This is a genomic window from Pseudomonas fluorescens (assembly GCF_040448305.1).
Taxonomy (GTDB): domain Bacteria; phylum Pseudomonadota; class Gammaproteobacteria; order Pseudomonadales; family Pseudomonadaceae; genus Aquipseudomonas; species Aquipseudomonas fluorescens_BH.
The window spans coordinates 5,596,730-5,620,832 of sequence record NZ_CP148752.1; the positions used below are offsets into that span (position 1 = coordinate 5,596,730).

At 59.9% G+C, this 24,103-nt stretch carries 22 protein-coding genes; 6 read left to right on the forward strand and 16 right to left on the reverse strand.

The genetic code is table 11. From position 1 onward, the window contains the following. Window positions 1-39: 39 nt before the first annotated feature. The 3 genes from WHX55_RS25440 to WHX55_RS25450 form a co-directional block, all read right to left on the reverse strand. A complete protein-coding gene (locus WHX55_RS25440) occupies window positions 40-1,146 on the reverse strand; it encodes an NADH:flavin oxidoreductase/NADH oxidase (protein ID WP_150754516.1) in 1,107 nt (368 codons plus the stop codon). Between the two features lie 269 nt (window positions 1,147-1,415). Continuing rightward, window positions 1,416-3,125, reverse strand: a complete 1,710-nt coding sequence (gene recJ, locus WHX55_RS25445) for a single-stranded-DNA-specific exonuclease RecJ (protein ID WP_353741535.1) — start codon at window positions 3,123-3,125, stop codon at window positions 1,416-1,418. A gap of 66 nt (window positions 3,126-3,191) precedes the next feature. Continuing rightward, on the reverse strand, window positions 3,192-3,734 hold the full coding sequence (locus WHX55_RS25450) for a YaeQ family protein (protein ID WP_007971297.1): 543 nt from the start codon (window positions 3,732-3,734) through the stop codon (window positions 3,192-3,194). A gap of 147 nt (window positions 3,735-3,881) precedes the next feature. Here WHX55_RS25450 and WHX55_RS25455 point away from each other — a divergent pair, with 147 nt between their 5' ends. Beyond that, window positions 3,882-5,081 carry a CaiB/BaiF CoA-transferase family protein gene (locus tag WHX55_RS25455; protein ID WP_150759557.1) on the forward strand — a complete coding sequence of 400 codons (1,200 nt, stop codon included), beginning with the start codon at window positions 3,882-3,884 and terminating at the stop codon, window positions 5,079-5,081. After that, window positions 5,035-6,003: a TIGR02285 family protein gene (locus WHX55_RS25460; protein WP_150726799.1), complete on the forward strand. Its 969-nt coding sequence runs from the start codon at window positions 5,035-5,037 to the stop codon at window positions 6,001-6,003. Before WHX55_RS25455 ends, WHX55_RS25460 begins: the two co-directional genes overlap by 47 nt. A gap of 169 nt (window positions 6,004-6,172) precedes the next feature. On the opposite strand, the gene WHX55_RS25465 is transcribed toward WHX55_RS25460, so the two are convergent. From WHX55_RS25465 to xerD, 6 genes are all read right to left on the reverse strand, one after another. Further along, window positions 6,173-6,460 carry a DUF3509 domain-containing protein gene (locus WHX55_RS25465; protein ID WP_151213879.1) on the reverse strand — a complete coding sequence of 96 codons (288 nt, stop codon included), beginning with the start codon at window positions 6,458-6,460 and terminating at the stop codon, window positions 6,173-6,175. 167 nt (window positions 6,461-6,627) lie between these two features. Further along, window positions 6,628-7,977: a transporter substrate-binding domain-containing protein gene (locus WHX55_RS25470; RefSeq protein ID WP_150726801.1), complete on the reverse strand. Its 1,350-nt coding sequence runs from the start codon at window positions 7,975-7,977 to the stop codon at window positions 6,628-6,630. 119 nt (window positions 7,978-8,096) lie between these two features. After that, the gene (thrC, locus tag WHX55_RS25475; RefSeq protein WP_151213878.1) at window positions 8,097-9,506 is read right to left on the reverse strand and encodes a threonine synthase; all 1,410 of its coding nucleotides are present in this window, start codon (window positions 9,504-9,506) and stop codon (window positions 8,097-8,099) included. 66 nt (window positions 9,507-9,572) lie between these two features. Beyond that, window positions 9,573-10,877 carry a homoserine dehydrogenase gene (locus tag WHX55_RS25480; RefSeq protein ID WP_007998527.1) on the reverse strand — a complete coding sequence of 435 codons (1,305 nt, stop codon included), beginning with the start codon at window positions 10,875-10,877 and terminating at the stop codon, window positions 9,573-9,575. Window positions 10,878-11,008: 131 nt separating this feature from the next. Continuing rightward, a complete protein-coding gene (dsbC, locus tag WHX55_RS25485; RefSeq protein WP_008053501.1) occupies window positions 11,009-11,740 on the reverse strand; it encodes a bifunctional protein-disulfide isomerase/oxidoreductase DsbC in 732 nt (243 codons plus the stop codon). A 265-nt stretch (window positions 11,741-12,005) separates the two neighbouring features. Then, entirely contained in the window at window positions 12,006-12,902 is an 897-nt protein-coding gene (gene xerD / locus WHX55_RS25490; RefSeq protein ID WP_150759561.1) for a site-specific tyrosine recombinase XerD, read from the reverse strand. Window positions 12,903-13,009: 107 nt separating this feature from the next. Here xerD and WHX55_RS25495 point away from each other — a divergent pair, with 107 nt between their 5' ends. Beyond that, a complete protein-coding gene (locus WHX55_RS25495) occupies window positions 13,010-14,821 on the forward strand; it encodes a sodium:proton antiporter (RefSeq protein WP_150726804.1) in 1,812 nt (603 codons plus the stop codon). Between the two features lie 186 nt (window positions 14,822-15,007). Here the strand turns inward: WHX55_RS25495 and rplS are convergent, their stop codons facing one another. The 5 genes from rplS to ffh all read right to left on the reverse strand — a co-directional run bounded on the left by rplS (window position 15,008) and on the right by ffh (window position 18,736). Beyond that, on the reverse strand, window positions 15,008-15,358 hold the full coding sequence (rplS, locus tag WHX55_RS25500) for a 50S ribosomal protein L19 (RefSeq protein WP_003175895.1): 351 nt from the start codon (window positions 15,356-15,358) through the stop codon (window positions 15,008-15,010). A 45-nt stretch (window positions 15,359-15,403) separates the two neighbouring features. Continuing rightward, window positions 15,404-16,114, reverse strand: a complete 711-nt coding sequence (gene trmD, locus WHX55_RS25505) for a tRNA (guanosine(37)-N1)-methyltransferase TrmD (RefSeq protein ID WP_230427586.1) — start codon at window positions 16,112-16,114, stop codon at window positions 15,404-15,406. A 44-nt stretch (window positions 16,115-16,158) separates the two neighbouring features. Further along, a complete protein-coding gene (rimM, locus tag WHX55_RS25510; RefSeq protein ID WP_150754524.1) occupies window positions 16,159-16,695 on the reverse strand; it encodes a ribosome maturation factor RimM in 537 nt (178 codons plus the stop codon). Window positions 16,696-16,700: 5 nt separating this feature from the next. Next, a complete protein-coding gene (gene rpsP / locus WHX55_RS25515) occupies window positions 16,701-16,952 on the reverse strand; it encodes a 30S ribosomal protein S16 (RefSeq protein ID WP_108214983.1) in 252 nt (83 codons plus the stop codon). Between the two features lie 407 nt (window positions 16,953-17,359). Next, a complete protein-coding gene (ffh, locus tag WHX55_RS25520) occupies window positions 17,360-18,736 on the reverse strand; it encodes a signal recognition particle protein (protein ID WP_056726162.1) in 1,377 nt (458 codons plus the stop codon). Window positions 18,737-18,946: 210 nt separating this feature from the next. On the opposite strand from ffh, the gene ccsA reads away from it, so the two are divergent. The 3 genes from ccsA to WHX55_RS25535 all read left to right on the forward strand — a co-directional run bounded on the left by ccsA (window position 18,947) and on the right by WHX55_RS25535 (window position 22,694). Continuing rightward, window positions 18,947-19,759, forward strand: coding sequence for a cytochrome c biogenesis protein CcsA (gene ccsA / locus WHX55_RS25525; protein WP_150726805.1), 813 nt, complete (start codon window positions 18,947-18,949; stop codon window positions 19,757-19,759). Between the two features lie 12 nt (window positions 19,760-19,771). After that, the gene (locus WHX55_RS25530; protein ID WP_353741536.1) at window positions 19,772-21,004 is read left to right on the forward strand and encodes a transporter associated domain-containing protein; all 1,233 of its coding nucleotides are present in this window, start codon (window positions 19,772-19,774) and stop codon (window positions 21,002-21,004) included. Between the two features lie 373 nt (window positions 21,005-21,377). Continuing rightward, window positions 21,378-22,694, forward strand: coding sequence for an MFS transporter (locus tag WHX55_RS25535; protein ID WP_150754526.1), 1,317 nt, complete (start codon window positions 21,378-21,380; stop codon window positions 22,692-22,694). A gap of 127 nt (window positions 22,695-22,821) precedes the next feature. On the opposite strand, the gene WHX55_RS25540 is transcribed toward WHX55_RS25535, so the two are convergent. Together WHX55_RS25540 and WHX55_RS25545 are read right to left on the reverse strand one after the other, a co-directional pair. Beyond that, window positions 22,822-23,658, reverse strand: coding sequence for an IS3 family transposase (locus WHX55_RS25540; protein WP_224789174.1), 837 nt, complete (start codon window positions 23,656-23,658; stop codon window positions 22,822-22,824). Continuing rightward, entirely contained in the window at window positions 23,655-23,960 is a 306-nt protein-coding gene (locus WHX55_RS25545; protein WP_150753137.1) for a transposase, read from the reverse strand. The genes WHX55_RS25540 and WHX55_RS25545 overlap by 4 nt, the downstream gene beginning before the upstream one ends. Window positions 23,961-24,103 lie beyond the last annotated feature (143 nt).

The window sequence follows — 24,103 nt, forward strand, 5'->3', positions numbered from 1 at the left end:
GAATCTCACGATTCAGGGGCTTTTTCGTATCGATGGATTTCAGTCGCGCAAATCCGATTCGTGAATCGGCTGCTCACGGTGAGTCGCCCGCTGATACTGCGCCGGCCACACGGCCTTGTGCCCTCCCAGGTCGTCATCCGCGTGCAGCGCCCAGTACGGATCGCGCAACAACTCACGAGCGAGGAAGATGATGTCCGCCTGACAAGTGCGCAGGATGTGTTCGGCCTGGGCCGGCTCGGTGATCATGCCGACTGTGCCGGTGGCCATGCCCGACTCCTTGCGCACCCGCTCGGCGAAGCGGGTCTGGTAACCCGGCCCTGTGGGAATCTCCGCATTCACCGCCGTCCCGCCCGACGAGACGTCGATCAGGTCGACCCCCAGGGCTTTGAGGCGGCGTGCCAGCTCCACCGTTTCATCGGGATTCCAGCCGTCTTCCACCCAGTCGGTGGCCGAGACCCGGACAAACACCGGCAACTCTTCAGGCCACACCGCACGCACCGCTTCGGTGACCTGCAGCACCAGCCGAATGCGATTTTCGAATGAACCGCCATATTGATCGCGACGCTGATTGCTCAACGGCGACAGGAACTGATGCAGCAGGTAACCATGGGCCGCGTGCACTTCGACCACCTTGAAACCGGCCGTCAGTGAGCGCTTTGCCGCCTCGACAAAAGCCTGGATGACCTTGGCGATCTCGCCGTCATCGAGTTGTCTGGGTTGGGTGTGCTGTGGATCGAATGCAATCGGTGAAGGTCCGACCGGCACCCAGCCGCCCTCCTCGGGCTTGACGCTGCCATGTTTGCCGAGCCACGGCCGGTAGGTGCTGGCCTTGCGCCCGGCATGGGCCAGCTGAATGCCGGCAACGGCTCCCTGGGCGGTGATGAAGCGGGTGATGCGTTGCAGGGGTTCAATCTGTTCGTCATTCCACAGACCGAGGTCCTCGGCCGTGATACGCCCGTCGGCGGTGACCGCCGTGGCTTCGGTAAACACCAGCCCGGCCCCGCCGACAGCGCGGCTACCGAGGTGGACCAGGTGCCAGTCATTGGCCAGGCCATCGACGCTGGAGTACTGGCACATCGGCGATACCGCGATGCGGTTGGGCAGGGTTAATTGGCGAAGGGTAAAGGGTTCAAGCAGCAGACTCATGGGGCACCTCTCGAATCAGTGGGCAGGCTCCAGGTTCTGTTTGAATAGTCGACGAGTGACAGGAAAAAGGTACAACACCCGCCCCCGCGGGCAAAAAATTCGACAAGACGTCACAAGGCCAAAATCAAGCAGTGTTTAGAGCCTAGTCGACATCGACGGATCAGGGAGGGTTCCGAGGGATTTGGCAGAGAGGAAATCGCTTTCGCGAGCAGGCTCACTCCCACAGGGTCTGCGCAAATCCTGTGGGAGCGAGCCTGCTCGCGAAGGGTTCAACGCGGTTCGATGTGGGCAATCATCAGCTGGACCGTCTCGTTGCCGCGAAACTCGTTGAGGTCGAGCTTGTAGGCCAGTTCCACCCACTTGATGGTCGGATTCGGCCAGATGTCGCGGTCGATCCCGAAGGCAATGCCGTCGAGTTTCACCGAGCCACATTCACTTTTGAGCACGACTTTAAGGTGCCGCTCGCCAACGACGCGCTGCTCGACCAACTGGAACACCCCATGAAACAACGGTTCCGGGAAGTGCTGCCCCCAAGGACCGGCATGCCGCAGGGCACGGGCCAGTTCCAGGTGGAACTCTTCCACTGCCAGGGTGCCGTCCGACAACAGGCGTCCCGTCAGGTCTTCTTCGCGCATCTGTCGGCGCACTTCAGCGTCAAAGGCTTCGGCGAACAAGGGGAAATTCGCTTCCGGCAGCGTCAGGCCGGCCGCCATCGCGTGACCACCGTATTTGGTAATCAGATTCGGATGCTGCGCCGCCACCACACTCAAGGCGTCGCGGATGTGAAAGCCCTGGACCGAACGCCCCGAGCCCTTGAGCAAACCATCCCCGGCATCGGCAAAGGCGATGGTCGGGCGGAAATAGCGCTCCTTCATCCGTGACGCGAGGATACCGATGACACCCTGGTGCCACTCGGGATCGAACAGGCACAAGCCGAACGGCATCGACTCCACCGGCAGATCCTTGAGCTGCGCCAGCGCTTCACGCTGCATGCCTTGCTCGATGGATTTGCGATCCTGGTTCATGCCATCCAGTTGCGCCGCCATCTCACGGGCCAGACCTGCGTCTTCGGTCAGCAGGCATTCGATGCCCAGGCTCATGTCGTCCAGGCGCCCTGCTGCGTTCAGGCGCGGGCCGACGATGAAACCCAGATCGGTAGAGGTGATGCGCGCATGATCGCGCTTGGCCACTTCGAGGATCGCCTTGATCCCCGGCCGGGCACGTCCAGCGCGAATCCGTTCCAGGCCCTGGTGCACCAGAATCCGGTTGTTGGCATCCAGCGGCACCACGTCGGCCACGCTGCCCAGAGCCACCAGATCGAGCAGTTCGCCGATATTCGGCTGCGGCTTGCTTGTGTACCAGCCCAGCTCGCGCAACCGCGCACGCAGGGCCATCAGCACATAGAAAATCACCCCAACACCGGCCAGCGCCTTGCTCGGAAACTCGCAACCGGGCTGGTTCGGATTGACGATGGCATCGGCCAGCGGCAGCTCGTCACCGGGCAAGTGGTGGTCGGTGACGAGCACCTTGAGCCCGGCCTTTTTCGCCGCTGCCACGCCTTCGACGCTGGAGATGCCGTTGTCGACGGTGATCAGCAAATGCGGCTGACGCTCAAGCGCCACTGCGACGATTTCCGGTGTCAGGCCATAGCCGTAGTCGAATCGGTTGGGCACCAGGTAATCGACATGTGCCGCACCCAGCAAACGCAGGCCCAGCGTGCCCACGGTGCTGGCCGTCGCGCCGTCGGCATCAAAGTCGCCGACGATCAGAATGCGCTGGCGCTGTTCAAGCGCAGTCACCAGCAGATCCACGGCGGCATCGATGCCCTTGAGTTGCCAGAACGGAATCAACCGCGCCAGGCTCTTGTCCAGTTCCGCCTCGGACTGCACGCCACGAGCTGCGTACAGTCGGGTCAATAGCGGTGGAATATCACCGAGGAAAGGCAAGGTGTCGGGCAACAGGCGAGGTTCAATGCGCATGGGGTGACAGGGGCTTCTCTTCAATACGTAGGATAAAACCGGGTGACACGGTGCAATGGCGAAAAATCAGCCGCGCTCACCGGCCAGCCACTGCAACTGGACTTCGTGCTGACCACGGTCGTCGGTGACGAAAATCGTTCCTTCGCTGATCATCACGTCCCACTTGATAACGCGGGGCATGTCTTTGGCCAGGGTTTCCAGGACTTCCTGAGGCACGGCAGCGATGTTGACGTTCTTCAGGTTCTTCACCGCCGGCACCACTTTGCCTTCCCACACGCGCAGGCTGCCATAGGCCAGCAGGCTGGTGCGTTCAGTGCGACGCGAACACCAGGTCAGGCGCTCGGCATCCGGCTGGCCGACTTCGATCCAGTGCAGGACGCGGTCATCCAGGCTTTTTTCCCACAAGGCCGGTTCATCCACTTCCGACAGACCACGGCCGAACGACAGTTGCTCGTTGTACCAGAGGGCGTAGGCCAGCAGGCGCACGGTCATGCGCTCTTCGGTTTCCGAAGGGTGACGGGCGATGGTCTGCTTCACGCTCTCATAGACGCTGCGGTCGAGGTCGGTGAGGTTCAGTTCAAACTTGTAGGTCGTGGACGGTTGGGCCATGAACGGGCTTCTTGATACGAGGAAAGGCGGCAAGTCTAACCGATGCGACGGGCAATCCACGAATCGAACACAATCAAGCTGGAGCGTCGGACAGTCGGCTATGCTAAAACGCTCTATTCGCCCAACCTTTGCCCCACAGGATCCAGCATGCCGTTCACCGCCAAACCGCTTTCCGGTCTGAAAGTCATTGAATTGGGCACCTTGATTGCCGGCCCGTTTGCTTCGCGCATTTGCGCTGAATTCGGTGCCGACGTGATCAAGATCGAATCCCCGGACGGCGGTGACCCATTGCGCAAATGGCGCAAGTTGTATGAAGGCACTTCCTTGTGGTGGTTCGTCCAGGCCCGCAACAAAAAGTCCCTGACCCTCAATCTCAAGCACCCAGACGGTCAGGCGATCCTGAAACAGCTGCTGGGTGAAGCCGACATTCTGATCGAAAACTTTCGTCCCGGCGTCCTGGAAAAACTCGGTCTGGGTTGGGACGTCCTGCACGCCTTGAACCCGAAACTGGTCATGGTGCGGCTGTCGGGTTTCGGCCAGACCGGCCCGATGAAAGACCAGCCCGGCTTTGGCGCGGTCGGTGAGTCCATGGGCGGTCTGCGCTACATCACCGGCTTCGAAGACCGGCCACCGGTGCGCACCGGCATTTCCATCGGCGACTCGATTGCCGCGCTCTGGGGCGTTATCGGCGCGTTGATGGCCCTGCGTCATCGCGAAGTCAACGGCGGCCAGGGGCAAGTGGTGGACGTGGCACTGTACGAAGCCATCTTCGCGATGATGGAAAGCATGGTCCCGGAGTTCGACGTGTTCGGCTTCATCCGCGAACGCACGGGCAATATCATGCCCGGCATCACCCCGTCCTCGATCCACACCAGCGCCGATGGCAAGCACGTGCAGATCGGCGCCAATGGCGACGCGATTTTCAAACGCTTCATGCTGATCATTGGCCGGGAAGACCTGGCCAACGACCCTCTGCTTGCCAGCAACGATGGCCGCGATGCCCGACGCGACGAGATTTATGGCGTCATCGATCGCTGGGTCAACTCGTTGCCGCTGGACACGGTGCTGGCGCAGCTCAATCAGGCCGAGGTGCCGGCCAGCCGGATCTTCAGCGCCGAAGACATGTTCAATGACCCTCAGTACCTGGCGCGGGAAATGTTCCTGCAAGCCAAGCTGCCGGACGGCAAAGACTTCAAGATGCCGGGCATTGTGCCGAAACTCTCAGAGACGCCCGGTGAATGTGAATGGGTCGGGCCGCAACTGGGTGAGCACAACGCACAGGTACTCCAGGAACTTGGCTATGACGCGACACAGATCGCACAGTTGCGCAAAGACGGAGCCATCTGAACGCAGGCACCTGCCTGCATGGGCCACTAGACACTGCCCGTCGCGCGGCGGGTGGCTACTGTGCGTGCTGGCGACCTTGCTCCTGCTCCTTGAACCGGTCCCGTCAGCCCTGGCGCAAACCAGGGAAACCCTGATCTGGCTCAAGCGCGACCTGCCGCCGCTGACGATCTTCGACGGGCCGAAAAAGGGCCAGGGCGTTATCGACCAACTGCTTTTACTTCTGATTGCCGGCATGCCGCAATACCAGCACAGCGTGATGAGGGTCAATCGCGCACGTGGATTGCAAATGCTCCACGAACCGTCCCTCGTCTGCGACGCGGCGCTGAACTGGAGCAAGGAACGGGAACAGTGGATCGCCTTTTCCATCCCGGTCTTCCGCGCCATGAGCAATGGCCTGGCCGTGCGGCGCGTTGACCAGAAAGTGCTGACACCCTTTATCAAGGACGGCGAAGTGGACCTGGCAGAGCTGCTCGCCAGCGGCAGCGAAAAGCTGGGGATCATTGCCGAGCGCAATTACGGCGAATACCTCGACGAGCTGCTCAAGCAAGCGCCAGCCGAGGCGCTGACCGCTCATTACGGCAATGACGCCTTGGGCAGCCTGCTGCAGATGCAGCGCCTGGGACGCTTGCGCCTGCTATTGGGTTATCGCCCGGAAATTCGCTACCAGGCCTCGCTGCAAGGCATCGCCGAGGATGAATTGCAGTTCTATCCGATCCGTGGCACGGGCAAGTACCTGTCCGGTTACATCGGTTGCACCAATACGCCAAAGGGCCGGCAGGCCATTGTCGAGATCAACCAGGTGCTGCGTACCCTTCCCCGCGAACGCCTTGACGAGGCCTACGCCGCCTGGCTGGATCCGGAGAGTCGTAGCGATTACCTGAAAGACACCAAGGCGTTTTTCGACAATCTGGCGCAACCCTGACAAATCCCGGGCAAAAGAAACCCCGAGAAGTGGGGAGACGACTCGGGGTTAAACGTGGTCTGTTTGGAGACCAGTAGCAGCAAGCTACAAGCACCGGAGCACAATGCTTGATCCTGCTGTTACAAAGTCTGACTGACCTGGGCGCGGGAAGGTTCCCACAAATATCCGTTCAATTGCGTCTGGCCAGCAGCTTGTCCTGCGCCGCATTACGCAATGCCGCGATGACACAAGGCTCAAGGCGTCCTTCAGCGATCAGCACGTCGCGATGCAAACCGTCGACCACATCCGTCAGCAAGCGTTTGTCTTTCAACTGGACCTGATTGAACTCGCGCTCGACCACCGTCGCGCCAATAGCATTCTTCAGGGTCACCCGGCATTCGCCACGAATGCCTGACGGGGTCAGTGTGACCTGATACGGACTCAGCGCCTCACCGAGCAACAAACTGATACTTTCCATCCCGATCACCACTCAATAGTCCGAAAACAACGTGCCTGGGGCATACCTACAACAAATGACCGCTGGCCCGAGAAGAAAGTTCTGGGTACTGACTGCAGGCGAACCTGCAACCCAGTCAAGAGAGCATGCACGGCGAACATGACAGAGAAAAAACGCAATCGTCACGTCTATCGGGTACGCCGGGCGATGTCGGCCCATCCCCCCAACAATCCTCGTAGCTGGCCATCGGCCGTGTAAAACGGCACTGTCCACTGGTAGATATCCCTGACACCGTCCTTGAACATCAATTGACGCTCGAAGAAGCGCGTCCTGCGCGTACTCAATTGCGCCAGGAACTCGGCATGCAGCAGTTCCGCAGTTTGTCTGGGCATGACATCGACCTCGATCAACTGCCGCCCCTGCATCCTGTCAAAGCGCGTCGACAAGGCGTCCTCATAACTTTTGTTGCACATGATCAAGCGCCCCTGCAGATCACGGACAAACATCGGGTCAGGCATGGCATCCATCAGGGCATGCTGGAATGCGAGCTGATCGCGCAGACTGCTTTGGGCCTCGACCCGTTGCCTGACCACCACCGCCAACCGCCGATTCCAGAGCAGGGACAACAGGCCGAACAGGCTGAGCACCAACACCCCCCAGCAGACCCACTGGTCAATCCGCTGCCAGAGGCCAGGCGGCTGTGGCACGGTAGCGCCACCGAACCATTTCAGACGAAGGTCGCGCAACTCCTGCGCAGGAAACGCCTCAAGCGCCTTGTTGAGGATACTCAGCAACTGCGGCTGACCTTTGCGCAACGTCAGATAATCCGCATCCCATTTGCCCGGCACCACAGCCCCGATCTGCAGCCGCCCCGACGGAAAATGCTGGGCGCCGATTTCGTTTTCGATGGTGACGTAGGCTTCGTCACTTTCAACCCAGGCACGGGCTTCGGCGTAGGTTTTAACCGAGCGCAATTCGATGGATGGATAATCGCGACGGATCACTGCTTCCAGTGCATGCCGGGTCGGCAGCACCAGTACCCGCTTCACCAGATCCTCCAGCGACTGCACCGGCGGCGCCCCAGCCTGCCCGACAAAGACCCATCCGGCACCGCCGAACGCATGGCTGAAATCGAGAAATACCTTGCGTTCGTCATTCATCGACAGGGTCGTACTCAAATCCGCTGCGCCGCTTTCCAGATGGGCCAGCATCTGATCGGTGGAAAAAGACTGTTCGTAAACGAACTGCAACCCCGTCATGTCACTGATGCGCTTGAGCAGGTCACTGTTCAAGCCCGTCCATTGGCCATGTTCATCCTTGAACAGGTACAACGGGTATTCCAGTGCCGTGACCACGACCTGTGGATTGCTGGCCATCCACTGCAACTCCTGGTCATCCAGCACGACCATTGAACGTGCGACAGACTTCCCACGCTCTTGAAGCGATGCAGGGCTCGCCCCTCCCCATTCGGCGATTCCCAGGATGCCGAAAAAAAACAGCCAGCGCGCGACTGGCTTGAACACACTTGTAAAGAGCATTCCCACGTCCTTGGTGATCCACTCGCCTGTCCTTTCGCGGCGATGACACGACAATTGTGCATGCAGAAATGAAAAAGCCCGTCAGGAGACGGGCTTCAAAATGTTACAGCGCTGACCGGTTACAGCGGCTTGCCGCGGTTGCCATGCTGACTGACAAAGGCCTGCACGGCCTTCAGGTCATTTGGCAATACGGTGCAACGTTCGTCTCGTTCAAACAAATCAGAAAGATGTGCAGGCAGTTCGAGTGCTTTTCCTACGCCGGCTTTTTCTACGGCGTCCGGGAATTTGACCGGGTGGGCGGTGCCCAGGATCACCATTGGAATGTCCAGGCTGCGACGGCATTCCCGCGCAGCTTTCACGCCGATGGCAGTGTGCGGATCCAGCACTTCACCGGTCTGCTCGTAGACTTCAGCGATGGTTTCGCAGGTTTGCGCGTCATCCACGGCCAGCGAGTCGAACAACTTGCGGGCTTCGGTCCAGCGCTCTTGCTCGACGCTGAAACCGCCGCCCTGCTTGAACGAATCCATCAGCCCGGCGATGGCCGCGCCGTTGCGACCATGCAGGTCGAACAGCAGACGTTCGAAGTTCGACGACACCATGATGTCCATGGACGGCGACAGCGTGGCGTGCAGGGTGTCCTTGACGTACTGGTTGCCGCTCATGAAGCGGTGCAGGATGTCGTTGCGGTTGGTGGCGACGATCAACTGGTTGATCGGCAGGCCCATGTTGCGCGCCAGGTAACCGGCGAAGATGTCGCCGAAGTTGCCGGTCGGCACCGAGAACGACACCGAACGCGCCGGGCCGCCCAGTTGCAGGGCTGCGTGGAAGTAGTAAACGATCTGGGCCATGATCCGCGCCCAGTTGATCGAGTTCACGGCGACCAGGCGCGTGCCTTTGAGGAAGCTCTGGTCGGCGAAGCTGGCCTTGACCATTTCCTGGCAGTCATCGAAGTTGCCTTCGATGGCGATGTTGTGGATGTTCTGACCGAAAATGGTGGTCATCTGCCGACGCTGTACTTCGGACACCCGGTTGTGCGGGTGCAGGATGAAGATGTCGACGTTTTCGCAGTGTTTGCAGCCTTCGATGGCAGCCGAACCGGTGTCACCGGAGGTGGCGCCGACGATCACCACGCGCTCGCCGCGCTTTTCCAGCACGTAGTCGAGCAGGCGACCGAGCAATTGCAGGGCGAAGTCCTTGAACGCCAGGGTCGGACCGTGGAACAGCTCCAGCACCCATTCGTTGCCGTTCAGCTGACGCAGCGGCGCAACGGCGCTGTGGGCGAACACACCGTAGGTTTCTTCGAGAATCTTTTTGAAATCGGCATCAGGAATGCTGCCGGTGACAAACGGGCGCATAACGCGGAAAGCCAGCTCGTGATACGGCAGGCCGGCCCACGAAGCGATTTCTTCCTGGGTGAAACGTGGCAGGTTTTCCGGGACGTACAGACCGCCGTCGGTGGCAAGGCCTGCCAGCAGGACGTCTTCGAAATTCAGGGCCGGTGCCTGGCCGCGGGTACTGATGTAACGCATGACTGACTCCAATGGACAGTGTTCGTAGTGCCGGGCCCGCAAGCGAGCCCGGTCAACGATATCGGCTTAGTTCAGGTGCTCGACACGGATCCGTACAACCGGACCGACCACACCCGCCAAGGCTTCCAAAGCAGCGATGGCATCGTTGATGTGCTGTTCCAGCACGCGGTGGGTCAGCAGAATCATCGGCACCAGGCCGTCGTGCTCCTCGGCTTCCTTCTGCATGATCGACTCGATGTTGATGCCGCGCTCCGAGAGGATGCTCGCAACCTGAGCCAACACGCCCGGATGATCCTTGGCCTGAATGCGCAGGTAGTAAGCGCTTTCGCAGGCCTCGATCGGCAGGATCGGGTGAGCCGACAGCGAATCCGGCTGGAACGCCAGGTGCGGTACGCGGTTTTCCGGGTCGGAAGTCATGGCGCGGACCACGTCCACCAGGTCGGCGATCACCGACGAAGCGGTCGGCTCCATGCCGGCGCCAGCGCCGTAGAACAGGGTCGAACCGGCAGCATCGCCGTTGACCATCACCGCGTTCATCACGCCGTTGACGTTGGCGATCAGGCGATCGGCCGGGATCAGCGTCGGGTGCACACGCAGTTCGATACCGGCCGCGGTGCTGCGCGCCACGCCCAGGTGCTTGATGCGGTAGCCCAACGCTTCGGCGTAGTTCACGTCGGCGGTGGTCAGCTTAGTGATGCCTTCGGTGTAAGCCTTGTCGAACTGCAACGGAATACCGAACGCGATGGACGCCAGGATCGTCAGCTTGTGAGCGGCGTCGATACCCTCGACGTCGAAGGTCGGATCGGCTTCGGCGTAACCCAGGGCCTGGGCTTCGGCCAATACGTCTTCGAAGGTGCGACCCTTCTCGCGCATTTCCGTCAGGATGAAGTTGCCGGTGCCGTTGATGATGCCGGCCACCCAGTTGATGCGGTTGGCGGACAGGCCTTCGCGGATCGCCTTGATCACCGGGATGCCACCGGCCACGGCCGCTTCGAACGCAACGATCACACCCTTCTCGCGGGCCTTGGCGAAAATTTCATTACCGTGAACGGCGATAAGCGCCTTGTTCGCGGTGACCACATGCTTGCCATTCTCGATGGCCTTGAGTACCAGCTCGCGGGCAACGGTGTAGCCGCCCATCAGCTCTATAACGATGTCGATCTCAGGGTTCGTGGCCACTTCGAAGACATCGTTGGTAATCGCAATACCGGTCGTTTGGAACTGAGGCTTTGGCGTGCGCATGGCAATTTGTGCCACTTCGATCCCACGCCCGGCACGACGAGCAATTTCCTCGGCGTTGCGCTGAAGTACGTTGAAGGTACCGCCACCGACGGTTCCTAACCCACAGATGCCTACTTTGACCGGTTTCACTGTGAACTCCCCATAAAACGGCCGACTCGAGGCCGGCCGTGAAAACAACCGCATACTCGCGGCTCTCTATTGATGGCCCGGCGATGTCGCTGCCGGACCATGATCGTCAAGGCTTGCCGTGACGATGCGAATTACTTCGCGCCCAGCGCCAGTTTGGCGACTTGTGGCGCAGGCTGGTAGCCCGGAATGACCTGACCGTCGGCCAAAACGATGGCCGGTGTGCCGTTCACGCCGATCGACTGACCGAGTGCGAACTGTTTGGAAACCGGGTTATCGCACTTGGCGGCCTTGATTTCCTTGCCGTCGACCATTTTGTCCATGGCCGCTTTCTTGTCTTTCGAGCACCACACCGCTTGCAGTTGCTCGTCACCCGGCGAGCCCAGGCCCTGGCGCGGGAACGCGACGTAACGCACTTCGATGCCGCGCTTGTTCAGCTCAGGCACTTCGGCGTGCAGCTTGTGGCAGTACGGGCAGGTGGTGTCGGTGAATACGGTGATATGCGACTTGGTTTCGCCAATGGCCGGGTAGACAACGGTTTCGGCAACCGGGATGGCGTTGATCAGCTTGGAGATGCCCAGGCGCTCGGTCTTCTCGGTCAGGTTGACCGGCTTGCCGTCCTTGAGATCGAACAGGTAGCCCTGAACCACGTACTGGCCGTCGGCGCTGGCGTACAGCACACGGCTGCCTTTTAGTTTGACTTCGTACAGGCCTGGCAACGGGCTGGCGGTGATGGTCTCTACCGGCACTTCGAGCTGGAGGTTTTCCAGGCTTTTACGAATGGCTTTGTCGGCCGCGTCATCGGCGACGGCAAAGGTGCTGACCAACGCAATGGCTGCGGCGGCGAAAATCTGGGTCAGACGCATGAGAACTCCTGAAGGCGAACATATGGGACGATCAGAACGCCCGTGCCGAAACACCGGGTCATAACCGCCCATCGTGCAAACCGGCCCAGCCTATCACATAAGGCCCCTGTGGCGAGGGGGCTTGCCCCCGTTGGGTTGCGAAGCAGCCCTACTTGGCGATCTCAATCCGACAGATAGACCGTACCATGAGGTTTGACGACTGCTGTGCAGCCGAACGGGGGCAAGCCCCCTCGCCACAGGTCCGCATTCCATTTGTAGCACTGCATCAACCCCGGGGGTGATGCCTGGCATGCAAATCCTGCAAGCGCGCCCTGGCAACATGGGTATAAATCTGCGTAGTCGACAAATCGCTGTGCCCCAACAGCATCTGCACCACCCGCAGGTCTGCACCGTGGTTGAGCAGGTGCGTGGCGAAGGCATGGCGCAAGGTGTGCGGCGACAGCGACTTGCCGATCCCGGCCACCCTGGCCTGGTGCTTGATCCGGTGCCAGAAGGTCTGGCGGGTCATCTGTTCGCCACGCTGGCTCGGGAACAACACATCGCTGGGACGCCCGCCAAGCAGTTCGCTGCGGGCATCACGCATGTAGCGCTCGACCCAGACAATCGCCTCCTCGCCCATCGGCACCAAACGCTCCTTGCTGCCCTTGCCCATCACCCGCAACACGCCTTGACGCAAATTGACTTGTTCCAGGGTGAGGCTGATCAACTCGGTCACCCGCAAGCCACAGGCATACAGCACTTCAAGCATGGCCCGGTCGCGCTGGCCGATGGCCTCGCTCAAATCAGGCGCCTTCAGCAAGGCTTCCACATCCGCCTCAGACAAGGACTTTGGCAGCGGCCTGCCGAGTTGCGGCATATCAACCCGTAACGTTGGATCAACGGCGATCATCTTTTCCCGCAACAGATAGCGATAGAAGCCACGCACACCCGAAAGAAATCGCGCAGTGGAACGTGGCTTGTAGTTTTGCTCCAGACGCCAGGCCAGGTGGTCGAGTATCAACTCGCGCCCGGCATTGACCAGCTCCAGTCCTTTGTCCTGTAACCAGCCGTTGAATAGCGCCAGGTCACTGCGATAGGCATCGCGGGTGTTATCGGAAAGGCCTTTCTCCAGCCACAAGGCATCGAGGAATTGGTCTATCAGCGGGTGATCGATGGCAGGCATGGGCACTCGAATCACGCAGCCTTGAGGCCGCGCACAAAATTAAAAATGGACATGGAAACGGCCGCTAGTCTTTCATAGGCCGCGATTTCAAGGAACAGGGAGCAGCAATGAGCGAGCAGCAGATTTTATTGGCATTTGGCGGAATCGGTGCGGCGGCACTGCTCTGCCAATGGCTGGCCTGGCGCTTGAAACTGCCAGCGATCCTTTTCCTGCTGTTGACCGGCATCCTGGCCGGCCCCGTGCTGCACTTGCTCGACCCGCAGGAAATGTTCGGGCCACTGCTGATGCCTCTGGTATCTCTCGCCGTCGCGCTGATCCTGTTCGAAGGCAGCCTGACCCTGCATCTGTCCGAGTGGCGCGAAATCGGCAGCGTCGTCCATCGCCTGGTCACGATTGGCGCCCTCTCCACCTGGGTGGTCATTGCTGTCGCCACTCACTGGCTGCTGGATTTCGACTGGATGCTGGCCATCCTGTTCGGCAGCCTGACCCTGGTGACCGGGCCGACCGTGATCGTACCGATGCTGCGCGTCGTGCGCCCGAAAGCGTCGATTGCCAACATCCTGCGCTGGGAAGGCATTGCCATCGACCCCATCGGCGCCCTGCTGGCGGTGGTCGTCTATAGCTTCATCATCGCCAGCGCCGAAGGCAACGGTCTCGAGGAAAGCCTGCTGACCTTCGGTGGCGTGATTTTGTGCGGCAGCCTGTTCGGTGTTTTTGGTGGCTGGTTGCTCGGCACCCTGATTCGTCGCCAGTGGCTGCCGGAATACCTGCACAACCTGGCAGCGCTCGCGGCAGTCCTGGGTATTTTCATTGCCTCCAACGAAGTCACCAACGAATCCGGGTTGCTGGCCGTGACCTTGATGGGCATGTGGCTGGCCAACATGAAAGGCGTGGACGTGCGGCACATCCTGCACTTCAAGGAGAACCTCAGCGTGCTGCTGATCTCCGGACTTTTCATTCTGCTGGCGGCACGGCTGGACCTGAACGCCATGATCGGCCTCGGGCCTCTGGTGCTGATTTTGCTGTTGGTCATTCAGTTTATCGCCCGCCCCTTGAATGTGCTGCTGAGCACGGCGGGCTCCAGCCTGGGTTGGCGCGAGCGAGCGCTGCTGGCATGGATTGCGCCAAGGGGCATCGTGGCAGCGGCGGTGTCGGCCATCTTCGCCATTCGCCTGCATGAGGCCGGTCACCAGGGAGCGTTGCTGCTGGTGCCGCTCACCTTTGCGGTGATCATCGGCACGGTGGTCTTGCAAAGCGCGACGGCACGACCGCTGGCACGCTTGCTGAAGGTGGCGGAACCGGCACCGAGCGGCTTCCTGATCATCGGCGCCAACGGACCTGCACGCACGCTGGGCAAGTCCCTGCAACAACTGGGCAGTCGCGTACTGCTGACGGATTCGAGCTGGGAAAACATTAGTGCAGCGCGGATGGAAGGCTTGCCGACCTATTTTGGCAACCCGGCGTCGCAACATGCCGATGCGCACCTGGACCTGGTCGGCCTCGGGCATTTGCTGGCGTTGTCACCCTCCGGCGAGATGAACACCCTGGCGCTGATGCGCTTTCGACATGAACTGGGCCATCAGCGCATGTTCGGCCTGGCCAGCGGCCAGGAAAGCCGCCGCACCGACAAGCACCGTACCAGCCTGGAACATCGCGGCAATCAACTGGGCAGCGAAGCGCTGACCTACGCCAAGCTCGCCAGCCAGCTGAGCCAGGGCTCAGAGCTGTACAGCACAACGTTGACGGACGGTTTCAGTTGGGACGACTACCGCGCGCTGCATGGCGAGCGCGCGACCTTGTTGTTCGTGCGCGATGACAGCGGTTGGGTGCATGTAGTGACGCCGGAAAGCATGATCAAGCCCGCGGCGGGGTGGACGTTGTTGGCGTTGATTCAGCCGGAGACTGTTGGCGTCTGCTAAATCGCATCGCGAGCAGGCTCGCTCCCACAGAAATCTCCTTTGACCAAAGACTTTCGGCTCGCCAGAGAGCTTGTGTGGGAGCGAGCCTGCTCGCGAAGGGCATAACCAGGTCTTGTGTCGTGGGATAAATCGCAGGCAACAAAAAAGCAGCCCGCAGGCTGCTTTTTTTTGCATCGGAAGCTGGACTTAAGCCAGTTTTTCCTTGATGCGAGCTGCTTTACCCGACAGGTCACGCAGGTAGTACAGCTTGGCTTTACGTACGTCACCGCGACGCTTGACAGCCATGCTGTCGATTTGCGGGGAGTAGGTCTGGAAAGTACGCTCTACGCCAACACCGTTGGAGATTTTACGAACGGTGAATGCACTGTTTACGCCGCGGTTACGCTTGGCGATAACAACACCTTCGAACGCTTGCAGACGCGAACGGTCGCCTTCCTTCACTTTCACCTGAACGACAATGGTGTCGCCCGGGGCAAAGGTAGGGATCTCTTTGGTCATCTGCTCTGCTTCGAGTGCAAGGATGATTTTGTTAGTCATGCTGTGCTCCTAAGGTAAATCGTCGGATCTACCATCGATACGTTGTTAACTATCGTCCCGCTCGCGGATGTATTCCTCGAGCAGCTTCTTCTCTTCTCCAGAAAGCGAGCGGCTTTCCAGAAGATCGGCGCGTCGTTCAAAGGTCCGACCAAGGGACTGCTGTAAACGCCAACGCCGGATGTGCGCGTGATTGCCACTTAGCAATACGTCGGGAACACGCTGATCCGCATACACCTCCGGTCGGGTGTAGTGCGGGCAATCCAGCAAACCATCCGTAAAGGAATCTTCCTCGGCGGAGTCCGCATGCCCTAAAGCTCCAGGCAGCAGTCGTGTAACCGCATCGATCAGGACCATCGCCGGCAGCTCGCCGCCAGACAGTACATAGTCGCCAATCGACCACTCTTCATCGACATGAGCATCAATAAAACGCTCGTCAATGCCTTCATAGCGGCCGGCAATCAGGATCAATGCATCCAGATTCGCCAACTCGCGTACCGCCGACTGAGTCAGTTGACGGCCTTGGGGGGACAGGTAAATTACCTTCGCCGCCTCCCCGGCTGCTGCCTTGGCCTGAACCAGAGCATCTTCCAGGGGCTTGATCTTCATCACCATGCCCGGACCACCGCCAAACGGGCGATCGTCCACAGTGTGATGTCGATCCGTCGTGTAGTCTCGCGGATTCCAACAGGTGAGCTGCAAGAGCCCCTGTTTCACCGCCCGACTGGTGATGCCGTACTCGCTGATGGCGGAAAACATCTCGGGAAACAGACTGATCACTTCTACGCGCAAGTTAGCCACGCTTAGAAATCCGCGTCCCAATCCACCTTCATCTCGCCCGCGGCCAGGTCGATGGCCAACACGCATTGCTCCGTATAGGGCAACAGGCGTTCGCGATCATCCAGGCTGCCAGCGCAAGGCTTGACCACCATGACATCGTTCGAGCCGGTCTCCAGCAGGTGATCGATCTTCCCGAACAATTGTCCGAGAGTGTCGATGACCTTGAGACCTTCCAGCTGGTACCAGTAGTACTCGCCGTCGGTGAGTTCAGGGAACAGGTTGCGCGGCACGCAGATCTCATAACCGGCCAGAAGACGAGCTTCTTCGCGATCATCGAGACCCTTGAGCTTTGCGACCAGGAACTTGTCGTTCCCGCGTCCGCTGACCAGCTCTACCTGCTTTACATTACCGTCACGCTTGAGCGTCCAGGTCTTGTAGTCCAGCAGGTTTTTAATCGGATCAGTAAAGGAGTACACCTTCACTTCGCCGCGAACGCCGTGAACAGAATAAATCTTGCCGATAACGATCAAATCATCAGCAATGGCAGGCGTCGCGTTCATATTGCTCAGGCCGCAGCCTTAGCAGTTTCCTTCAACAACTGAGCAACGCGCTCAGAAGGTTGTGCACCAACGCTCAGCCAGTAGGCTACGCGCTCTTGGTTCACGGACAGACGAACTTCCTGACCACGGGCAACAGGGTTGAAGTAGCCAACCTGTTCCTTGTGCGAACCGTCGCGCGGGTTGCGGCTGTCGGTTACGGTCAAGTGGTAAAACGGGCGCTTTTTGGAGCCGCCAAGGGCAAGACGGATTGTTAGCATGTGAACATCGTTCCTGTAGTCGGTGCTGCAAATCTAAAGGCACAGCGGGCATGGGTGCCCGAAAGGCCGCATATTCTAAGGAATATCCGGACTTTTGCAAATGACTTTTTCCGGCGGTCTATCGGCCGCCATGCAGATTTGCTATAGAGCCGTCGTTGAAAACGGCCGGTCAGCTCCCGCCAAGTGCGGGTTTGCTGTGTATCCCACGTCCATGTGGGTTAGCGCCGGTGCGACGACCGGCGCGAATTCTGGTGCTCTGTTAGGCCAATACGCTCAATTTTGGCGAGTGGCTGGTGCCCTCAGGCAAGGCGCCGCGACGAGTCATAGCCCGCTATGGCGAGGAGCGGCAACGCCGCATGAGGACACCAGACACCGCAAAAATTGAGCAGTATTGGCTTAACAGAGCACTACATCTTGGGCATGCCGCCGCCGGGCAACATTCCGCCCATGCCGCGCATCATCTTGGCCATTCCGCCTTTCGCGGAGAACTTCTTCATCATCTTCTGCATCTGCTTGTGCTGCTTGATCAAGCGGCCGATGTCCTGCACCTGGGTGCCGGAACCCATGGCGATCCGGCGCTTGCGCGAACCGCTGATCATCTCAGGGTCGCGGCGCTCGGCCGGGGTCATGGAGTTGATGATGGCTTCCATCTGCTTGAATTGCTTTTCTGCCGCACCCTGGGCGTTGCCCATTTGCGCCAGGTTCACGCCACCCATGTTCGGCAGCTTGTCCATGAGTCCGCCGAGGCCGCCCATGTTCTTCATCTGTTGCAGCTGATCGCGGAAGTCTTCGAGGTCGAAGCCCTTGCCCTTCTTTAATTTCTTTGCAAGCTTGTCGGCCTTGTCCTTGTCGAGGGTCGCTTCCGCCTGCTCGATCAGGCTGAGCACGTCGCCCATGCCAAGGATGCGCGAGGCGATACGCTCAGGGTGGAACGGATCGAGCGCTTCGCTCTTCTCGCCCATACCGATGAACTTGATCGGCTTGCCGGTGATGGCGCGCACCGACAGCGCGGCACCGCCACGGGCGTCGCCGTCGACCTTGGTCAGGATCACACCGGTCAGCGGCAATGCATCGCCGAAGGCCTTGGCCGTGTTGGCGGCGTCCTGGCCGGTCATGGCGTCGACCACGAACAGGGTTTCGACCGGGTTGATCGCGGCGTGCAGGGCCTTGATCTCGCCCATCATCTCTTCATCGATGTGCAGGCGACCGGCGGTATCGACGATGACCACGTCGATGAATTTGAGTTTCGCTTCCTTAATAGCCGCTTGCGCGATCTCGACCGGCTTCTGGCTCAGGTCGGACGGGAAGAAGGTAACGCCGACTTCACCGGCGAGCATTTCCAGCTGCTTGATCGCCGCCGGACGGTAAACGTCGGCGGACACGACCATGACCGACTTCTTCTTGCGCTCTTTGAGGAAGCGCGCGAGCTTGCCGGCGGTGGTGGTTTTACCAGCGCCCTGCAAACCGGCCATGAGGATGACCGCTGGCGGCACGGCGCTCAGGTTCAAATCTTCGTTGGCCGCGCCCATCAGGCTTTCGAGTTCGGCCTGGACGATCTTCACGAAGGCCTGGCCCGGCGTCAGGCTGCGCGACACCTCGGTACCGACGGCACGTTCCTTGACCGAATTGACGAAGTCCTTGACCACCGGCAGGGCGACGTCGGCTTCGAGCAACGCCATGCGCACTTCACGCAGGGTGTCTTTGATGTTGTCTTCAGTCAGCTTGGCCTTGCCGGTGACATGGCGCAGCGTCTGCGAGAGACGGTCGGTTAAGTTTTCAAACATTGCGCGATCCTTTCAGGCCCTGTGTAGACCGGGATAATGGCGGCCCGGACCGGACTAAACGTGTGCTCGGCGAGCCTGCGGCGTGGGCAGGTCGCGGATTATAGCGAAGACTGTGGCCGGCGGACACCTCGCTGTCGGGTTGCGCGGTCTTTCGTGCGGCGGGGGTTCTATGCCAAACTCAGCGACTTTCGGGCTTGCCTAACAGGATTTATGCTCCCCTTGTCACCCAGCTTGCTAACTACCCTCGCCGCCGCCTGCTTGTATGCCGCTGCGACCATTTACCAGGGCACTCGCCTGGCGTCCGGCGCCAAGGTCAACAAACGCCTGCTGGTCATGCTCGGCGTGCTCGCCGTATTGGCCCACAGCGTCAGCCTGCTCACCCACCTGCTAACCCCGACCGGCCTGGCCCTGGACTTCTTCAGTGCCGCCAGCCTGATTGCCGTGGCGGTCATCGCACTGACCCTGCTGGCCTGCTCGCGGATTCCCGTAGAGAACCTGCTGGTCCTGCTGCTCCCCCTTGGGGCCCTGACCGTGATGCTGGCGCATTTTGCCCCCGCTGGCACGGTACAGGTCATCAATGAGGAGCCGGGCATCCTCGCCCACATCCTGCTTTCGATCCTGGCCTACGGCATGTTCACCATCGCGGTGTTCCAATCCTTGCTGCTGCTGATCCAGGACCACCAGCTCAAGCACAAGCACCCCTCCGGGCTGATCAAGAACTTCCCGCCGCTGCAAACCATGGAAAGCCTGCTGTTCGGTTTCCTCTGGGCCGGCTGGACGCTGTTGTCGCTGTCGCTGATTTCCGGCTGGCTGTTCGTCGAAAACCTGTTCGCCCAGCATCTGGTGCACAAAACCCTGCTGGCCTGCCTGGCCTGGGTTGTTTTCAGCGTACTGCTGTGGGGGCGCAATCGCCTGGGCTGGCGCGGGCACAAAGCCATTCGCTGGACCCTGGCCGGTTTCTGCCTGTTGATGCTGGCGTATTTCGGCAGCAAGCTGGTTCGTGAATACATCCTGCATATCTGACGGGCGGCATTAATGGACGACTTGCCCATAGGGCCGATGCTCGCGGTAGTGACCCTGCTGGTTTTATGGTCGGGGCTGTTTACCGCCATCGAAGCGGCGCACCAGCATTTGCTGGCCCAGCGCACCGCAACGCGTTCCAGCGACAAACCGGTGGCGAAACTCAGCTTCCCTCTGGCCAGCCTGATTTTTTGCAACACCCTGTGCCGCGCACTCGTGGTGGTCATCAGCACCTTGCTGGCCATGTTCACCTGGGCCGAGAACGGCCCGTGGGTCGCCTGCCTCGGGGTAGGCGCCACGTTGCTGGTGTTTTCCGACTACCTGCCACGCGCCCTCGCCGCACGCTATCCGGATGCGATCCTGACCCAGGGCAACAACCTGCTGCGTGTGCCGCTGAAAATCATCTATCCCGCGGCATGGCTGCTCAATAGCATCAGTCAGTTGCTGACGCGACCCTTCGCCCGTAAAGCCAAAGTGGTGCAACAGAGTGAGGACGAAGCGCTGACGGAGCGGCATGCGTCCTCCGAAACCGTAAGCCGCCCTCACCCGCTGCCAGGCATCCACGCGCTGGACAACATTACCGTCAATGACATCCTGGTACCGCGCAGCGACGTGGACGGCATCAATCTCGATGACTCCATCGAAGAAATCATCGAGCAATTGCGCCACAACAGACGTACTCGCCTGCCGGTGTTCCACAGTGATATCAACCAGGTCGAGGCCGTCCTCAACACCCGACACATCCTTCACTTGCTGCCCGATGCCAGCCTGACCAGGGAAGCCTTGCTGGCGGCCAGCCACGAGCCGTACTTCGTGCCGGAAAGTACCCCATTGCAACTGCAATTGCTGAACTTCCACAAGCAGCAGCGGCGCCTGGGCATGGTGGTCGACGAATACGGCGAAGTGCTGGGTATCGTCACCCTGGAAGACATTCTCGAAGAAATCGTCGGCGAGTTCGAAAGCCAGCAGAGCCTGGACAATCCGCACATTCATCCGCAAGCCGACGGACGCCTGGTGATCGACGGTGCCGCGTCCATTCGCGAGCTGAACAAGAGCCTCGGCTGGCACCTGCCCAGCGACGGCCCGAAAACCCTGAACGGCTTGGTCACCGAGGCGCTGGAAACCATTCCCGAAAGCGCGGTGTGCCTGAAAATCGGTCGGTATCGCCTGGAAATTCTCGAGACCGAGGACAACCGTGTCACGCGGGTGCTGATCTGGCAGACAAGCTCGATGCCTGTGGTTATCTAAAGGTCAGCGCGGTTTTCTGTGGCGAGGGAGCTTGCTCCCGCTGGACTGCGAAGCAGGCCCGAATGCATTCACCCCTATTGCGGCCGCTGCGCGCCCGAACGGGAGCAAGCTCCCTCGCCACAAAGGTCCGCAGTCACTCAAGCCCTCTTGTTCGATCGTTAGCCACCTTCCTATAATCGAAGCGCTTACCCAAGCCTCGCCGGCCCCGTGCTTACCCTGCACTTCGCAGCTTCCGGCCCGTCCACCCGCAAAGCCCGCAACAAACCGACGACTGTTCCTACCTTGAACAGCGCCCGTACCTCCACCCACATCCCTGGATTCTCGACCATAATAATTCGCTCCACCGGAGCACATGACTGTCAGGGATAACCGCATGACGACCAGCACGACTTACAGCGAATCCACACCTGCGCAACCGACGAACTCCGCCACCCGCGTGGCCACCGCGAGCTTCATCGGTACCGCCATCGAGTTCTACGACTTCTACGTCTATGCCACCGCCGCCGCACTGGTGATCGGTCCGGTGTTCTTTCCACAGACATCCGGCACCGCCCAGATGCTTTCGGCGTTTCTCACTTTTGGCATCGCCTTCCTTGCGCGCCCCTTGGGCTCGGCCCTTTTCGGTCACTTCGGCGACCGTATCGGCCGCAAGTCGACCCTGGTCGCCTCGCTGCTGCTGATGGGCGTGTGCACCACGCTGATCGGCGTGCTGCCGGGATACGACAGCATTGGCGCCTGGGCACCGATCCTGCTTTGCGTCCTGCGCTTCGGCCAAGGCCTTGGGTTGGGCGGTGAATGGGGTGGCGCGGCATTGTTGGCCACGGAGAACGCGCCGAAAGGCAAGCGCGCGTGGTTCGGCATGTTCCCGCAACTGGGTCCATCCATCGGTTTTCTGGCGGCCAACGGCCTGTTCCTGACCCTGGCTGTGGTGCTGGATGATGAACAGTTCCGCTCATGGGGCTGGCGTATTCCGTTCCTGCTCAGCGCCGCACTGGTGATGGTCGGCCTGTACGTACGCCTCAAACTGCATGAGACCCCGGTATTCGCCAATGCCATGGCGCGTCAGGAACGAGTGAAGATCCCCCTGTTCGAGCTGTTCGGCCAATACTGGGTGCCCGTTTTGCTGGGCGCCGGCGCGATGGTCGTGTGCTATGCGCTGTTTTACATCTCCACCGTGTTTTCCCTGAGTTACGGCGTGGCAACGCTCGGCTACAGCCGCGAAACTTTCCTCGGCCTGCTGTGCTTCGCGGTGCTGTTCATGGCTGCCGCCACCCCGCTATCGGCCTGGGCCAGCGACCGTTACGGGCGCAAACCGGTACTGATCATCGGTGGTGTGCTGGCGATCCTGTCCGGCTTCCTCATGGAACCCCTGCTGACCCAAGGCTCGACCTGGGGTGTGGCGCTGTTCCTGTGCATCGAACTGTTTCTGATGGGCGTGACATTTGCGCCGATGGGTGCACTGCTGCCGGAGCTGTTCCCCACCCACGTGCGCTACACCGGCGCCTCGGCGGCCTACAACCTGGGCGGTATCGTCGGCGCGTCCGCAGCGCCGTTCTTCGCCCAGAAACTGGTGGCGATGGGCGGGTTGAGTTACGTTGGCGGCTATGTGTCCGGGGCGGCGGTGCTGAGTTTGATTGCGGTACTGTGCCTGAAGGAAACGCGGCATAACGATTTGAATCAGGTTGTCTGACAGATAGTCATCGCGGGCAAGCCGCGCTCCCACAGGTCATGTGTCGTATCACCATTTTGTGGTCGACGCCCATCCTGTGGGAGCGTGACTGAACTGGTCAAGTAATCCCGGACACCGGTTACGGTGTTTATGCCGCTTTTTGCTCCATGGCTATTGGCGACAGGTAGTTGTTGTAGCTGTGGAGCCTGGTGCGGTTGTAGTACAGGAAGAAACGCACCATATCGGTTTTTGCTTCCTCGATCTTGCTGTAGCCACTACGAGGCACCCATTCTGATTTCAGCGTGCCGAAAAAACGCTCCGTTGGAGCATTGTCCCAGCACTGCCCGCGATGACTCATGCTTTGCAAAATGCCATGACGCTTCAGTTCTTCTTGAAACTTGCGACTGGTGTACTGACAGCCCTGATCTGAATGGAACATCAGTCCAGGAGGACACGCTCGCACCTCTGTCGCCATGCGTAGCGCCTTGCTGACCAAGTTGGCGTCATTGACCAGCGAAAACGCCCAGCCAATGACGCGGCGAGCAAACAAATCGATCACGATGGCCAGATGAACCCAGCGCTCGCCCACCATCAAGCTGGTAACGTCGCCACACCAGACCTGATCAACTGCAGTCGGCTTAAAATTGCGCTTGAGTCGATTGGGCGCGACAAATGCTTCAACGCCTTTGGATCTGAATGGGTGAGGCTGGCGTTGTTTACTGACAATGTTGGCCTCCCTCATTAGCGCCCTGACAAGGCCTCTTCCGATCGCGATGTTTTGGGACTTCAGGTTCTTGCTGATCATTCTGGAACCCATGGCTTCCCGGCTTTCGCTGTGCAGTTCAACCACTTTCAACTTGAGGTCTTCGCGTCTGATCCGCGGTTTGGCTCGCCGCTGAAGCCACTCATAAAAGCTGCTGCGCTTCACATCGAAAACACGACACACAATGGCAGTCGGGAATGACTCTCTTAGTTCCGCAATCATCGAAAACGATCGGGATCCGACATCAAGAGAGCGGTAGCCTTTTTTAAGATCTCGGCTTCCATTTCCATGCGTTTGATCTTGGCCTTTAGTTCCTGGATCTGGCGCTGATCTTCGGTAATCGCCTTGGTGCCTTTGACTGGCTGTCCCTCGCGTTCCTTGCGAACCTGATCGACCCAACGCCGTAAAGCGGTAGGGCCGATATCCAGCGATGCACACACTTCTGGAACCGGGCAGTTATCATCAAGCACCATGCTGGCAGCATGCAGCTTGAACTCGCGGGTATAGACCTTTCTTTCGTTCATGGAACCTCCAAGTTGGCGAAATCATATCGCCCTTAAGAGGTGTCCGGAATTATTAGGCCAGTTCAGACTTGCCCGCGATGGCGTCTTAACTGACAAAACACTCCCCCGAAAAACCACAACTTTCCCCCACCCACCGTCACCTC

Coding starts and splice junctions, on each gene's coding strand:
- trmD (WP_230427586.1), bottom strand. CDS start 16,114: ATGTTTTCCGCCATCAGCGAGTACGGCATCACCAGTCGGGCGGTGAAA.
- WHX55_RS25470 (WP_150726801.1), bottom strand. CDS start 7,977: ATGCTCTTTACAAGTGTGTTCAAGCCAGTCGCGCGCTGGCTGTTTTTT.
- dsbC (WP_008053501.1), bottom strand. CDS start 11,740: ATGCGTCTGACCCAGATTTTCGCCGCCGCAGCCATTGCGTTGGTCAGC.
- WHX55_RS25530 (WP_353741536.1), top strand. CDS start 19,772: ATGGACGACTTGCCCATAGGGCCGATGCTCGCGGTAGTGACCCTGCTG.
- WHX55_RS25455 (WP_150759557.1), top strand. CDS start 3,882: ATGCCGTTCACCGCCAAACCGCTTTCCGGTCTGAAAGTCATTGAATTG.
- ccsA (WP_150726805.1), top strand. CDS start 18,947: ATGCTCCCCTTGTCACCCAGCTTGCTAACTACCCTCGCCGCCGCCTGC.
- WHX55_RS25540 (WP_224789174.1), bottom strand. CDS start 23,658: ATGATTGCGGAACTAAGAGAGTCATTCCCGACTGCCATTGTGTGTCGT.
- WHX55_RS25545 (WP_150753137.1), bottom strand. CDS start 23,960: ATGAACGAAAGAAAGGTCTATACCCGCGAGTTCAAGCTGCATGCTGCC.
- xerD (WP_150759561.1), bottom strand. CDS start 12,902: ATGCCTGCCATCGATCACCCGCTGATAGACCAATTCCTCGATGCCTTG.
- ffh (WP_056726162.1), bottom strand. CDS start 18,736: ATGTTTGAAAACTTAACCGACCGTCTCTCGCAGACGCTGCGCCATGTC.
- WHX55_RS25440 (WP_150754516.1), bottom strand. CDS start 1,146: ATGAGTCTGCTGCTTGAACCCTTTACCCTTCGCCAATTAACCCTGCCC.
- WHX55_RS25535 (WP_150754526.1), top strand. CDS start 21,378: ATGACGACCAGCACGACTTACAGCGAATCCACACCTGCGCAACCGACG.
- thrC (WP_151213878.1), bottom strand. CDS start 9,506: ATGCGTTACATCAGTACCCGCGGCCAGGCACCGGCCCTGAATTTCGAA.
- WHX55_RS25495 (WP_150726804.1), top strand. CDS start 13,010: ATGAGCGAGCAGCAGATTTTATTGGCATTTGGCGGAATCGGTGCGGCG.
- rimM (WP_150754524.1), bottom strand. CDS start 16,695: ATGAACGCGACGCCTGCCATTGCTGATGATTTGATCGTTATCGGCAAG.
- WHX55_RS25450 (WP_007971297.1), bottom strand. CDS start 3,734: ATGGCCCAACCGTCCACGACCTACAAGTTTGAACTGAACCTCACCGAC.
- rplS (WP_003175895.1), bottom strand. CDS start 15,358: ATGACTAACAAAATCATCCTTGCACTCGAAGCAGAGCAGATGACCAAA.
- recJ (WP_353741535.1), bottom strand. CDS start 3,125: ATGCGCATTGAACCTCGCCTGTTGCCCGACACCTTGCCTTTCCTCGGT.
- WHX55_RS25465 (WP_151213879.1), bottom strand. CDS start 6,460: ATGGAAAGTATCAGTTTGTTGCTCGGTGAGGCGCTGAGTCCGTATCAG.
- WHX55_RS25460 (WP_150726799.1), top strand. CDS start 5,035: ATGACGCGACACAGATCGCACAGTTGCGCAAAGACGGAGCCATCTGAA.
- rpsP (WP_108214983.1), bottom strand. CDS start 16,952: ATGCTAACAATCCGTCTTGCCCTTGGCGGCTCCAAAAAGCGCCCGTTT.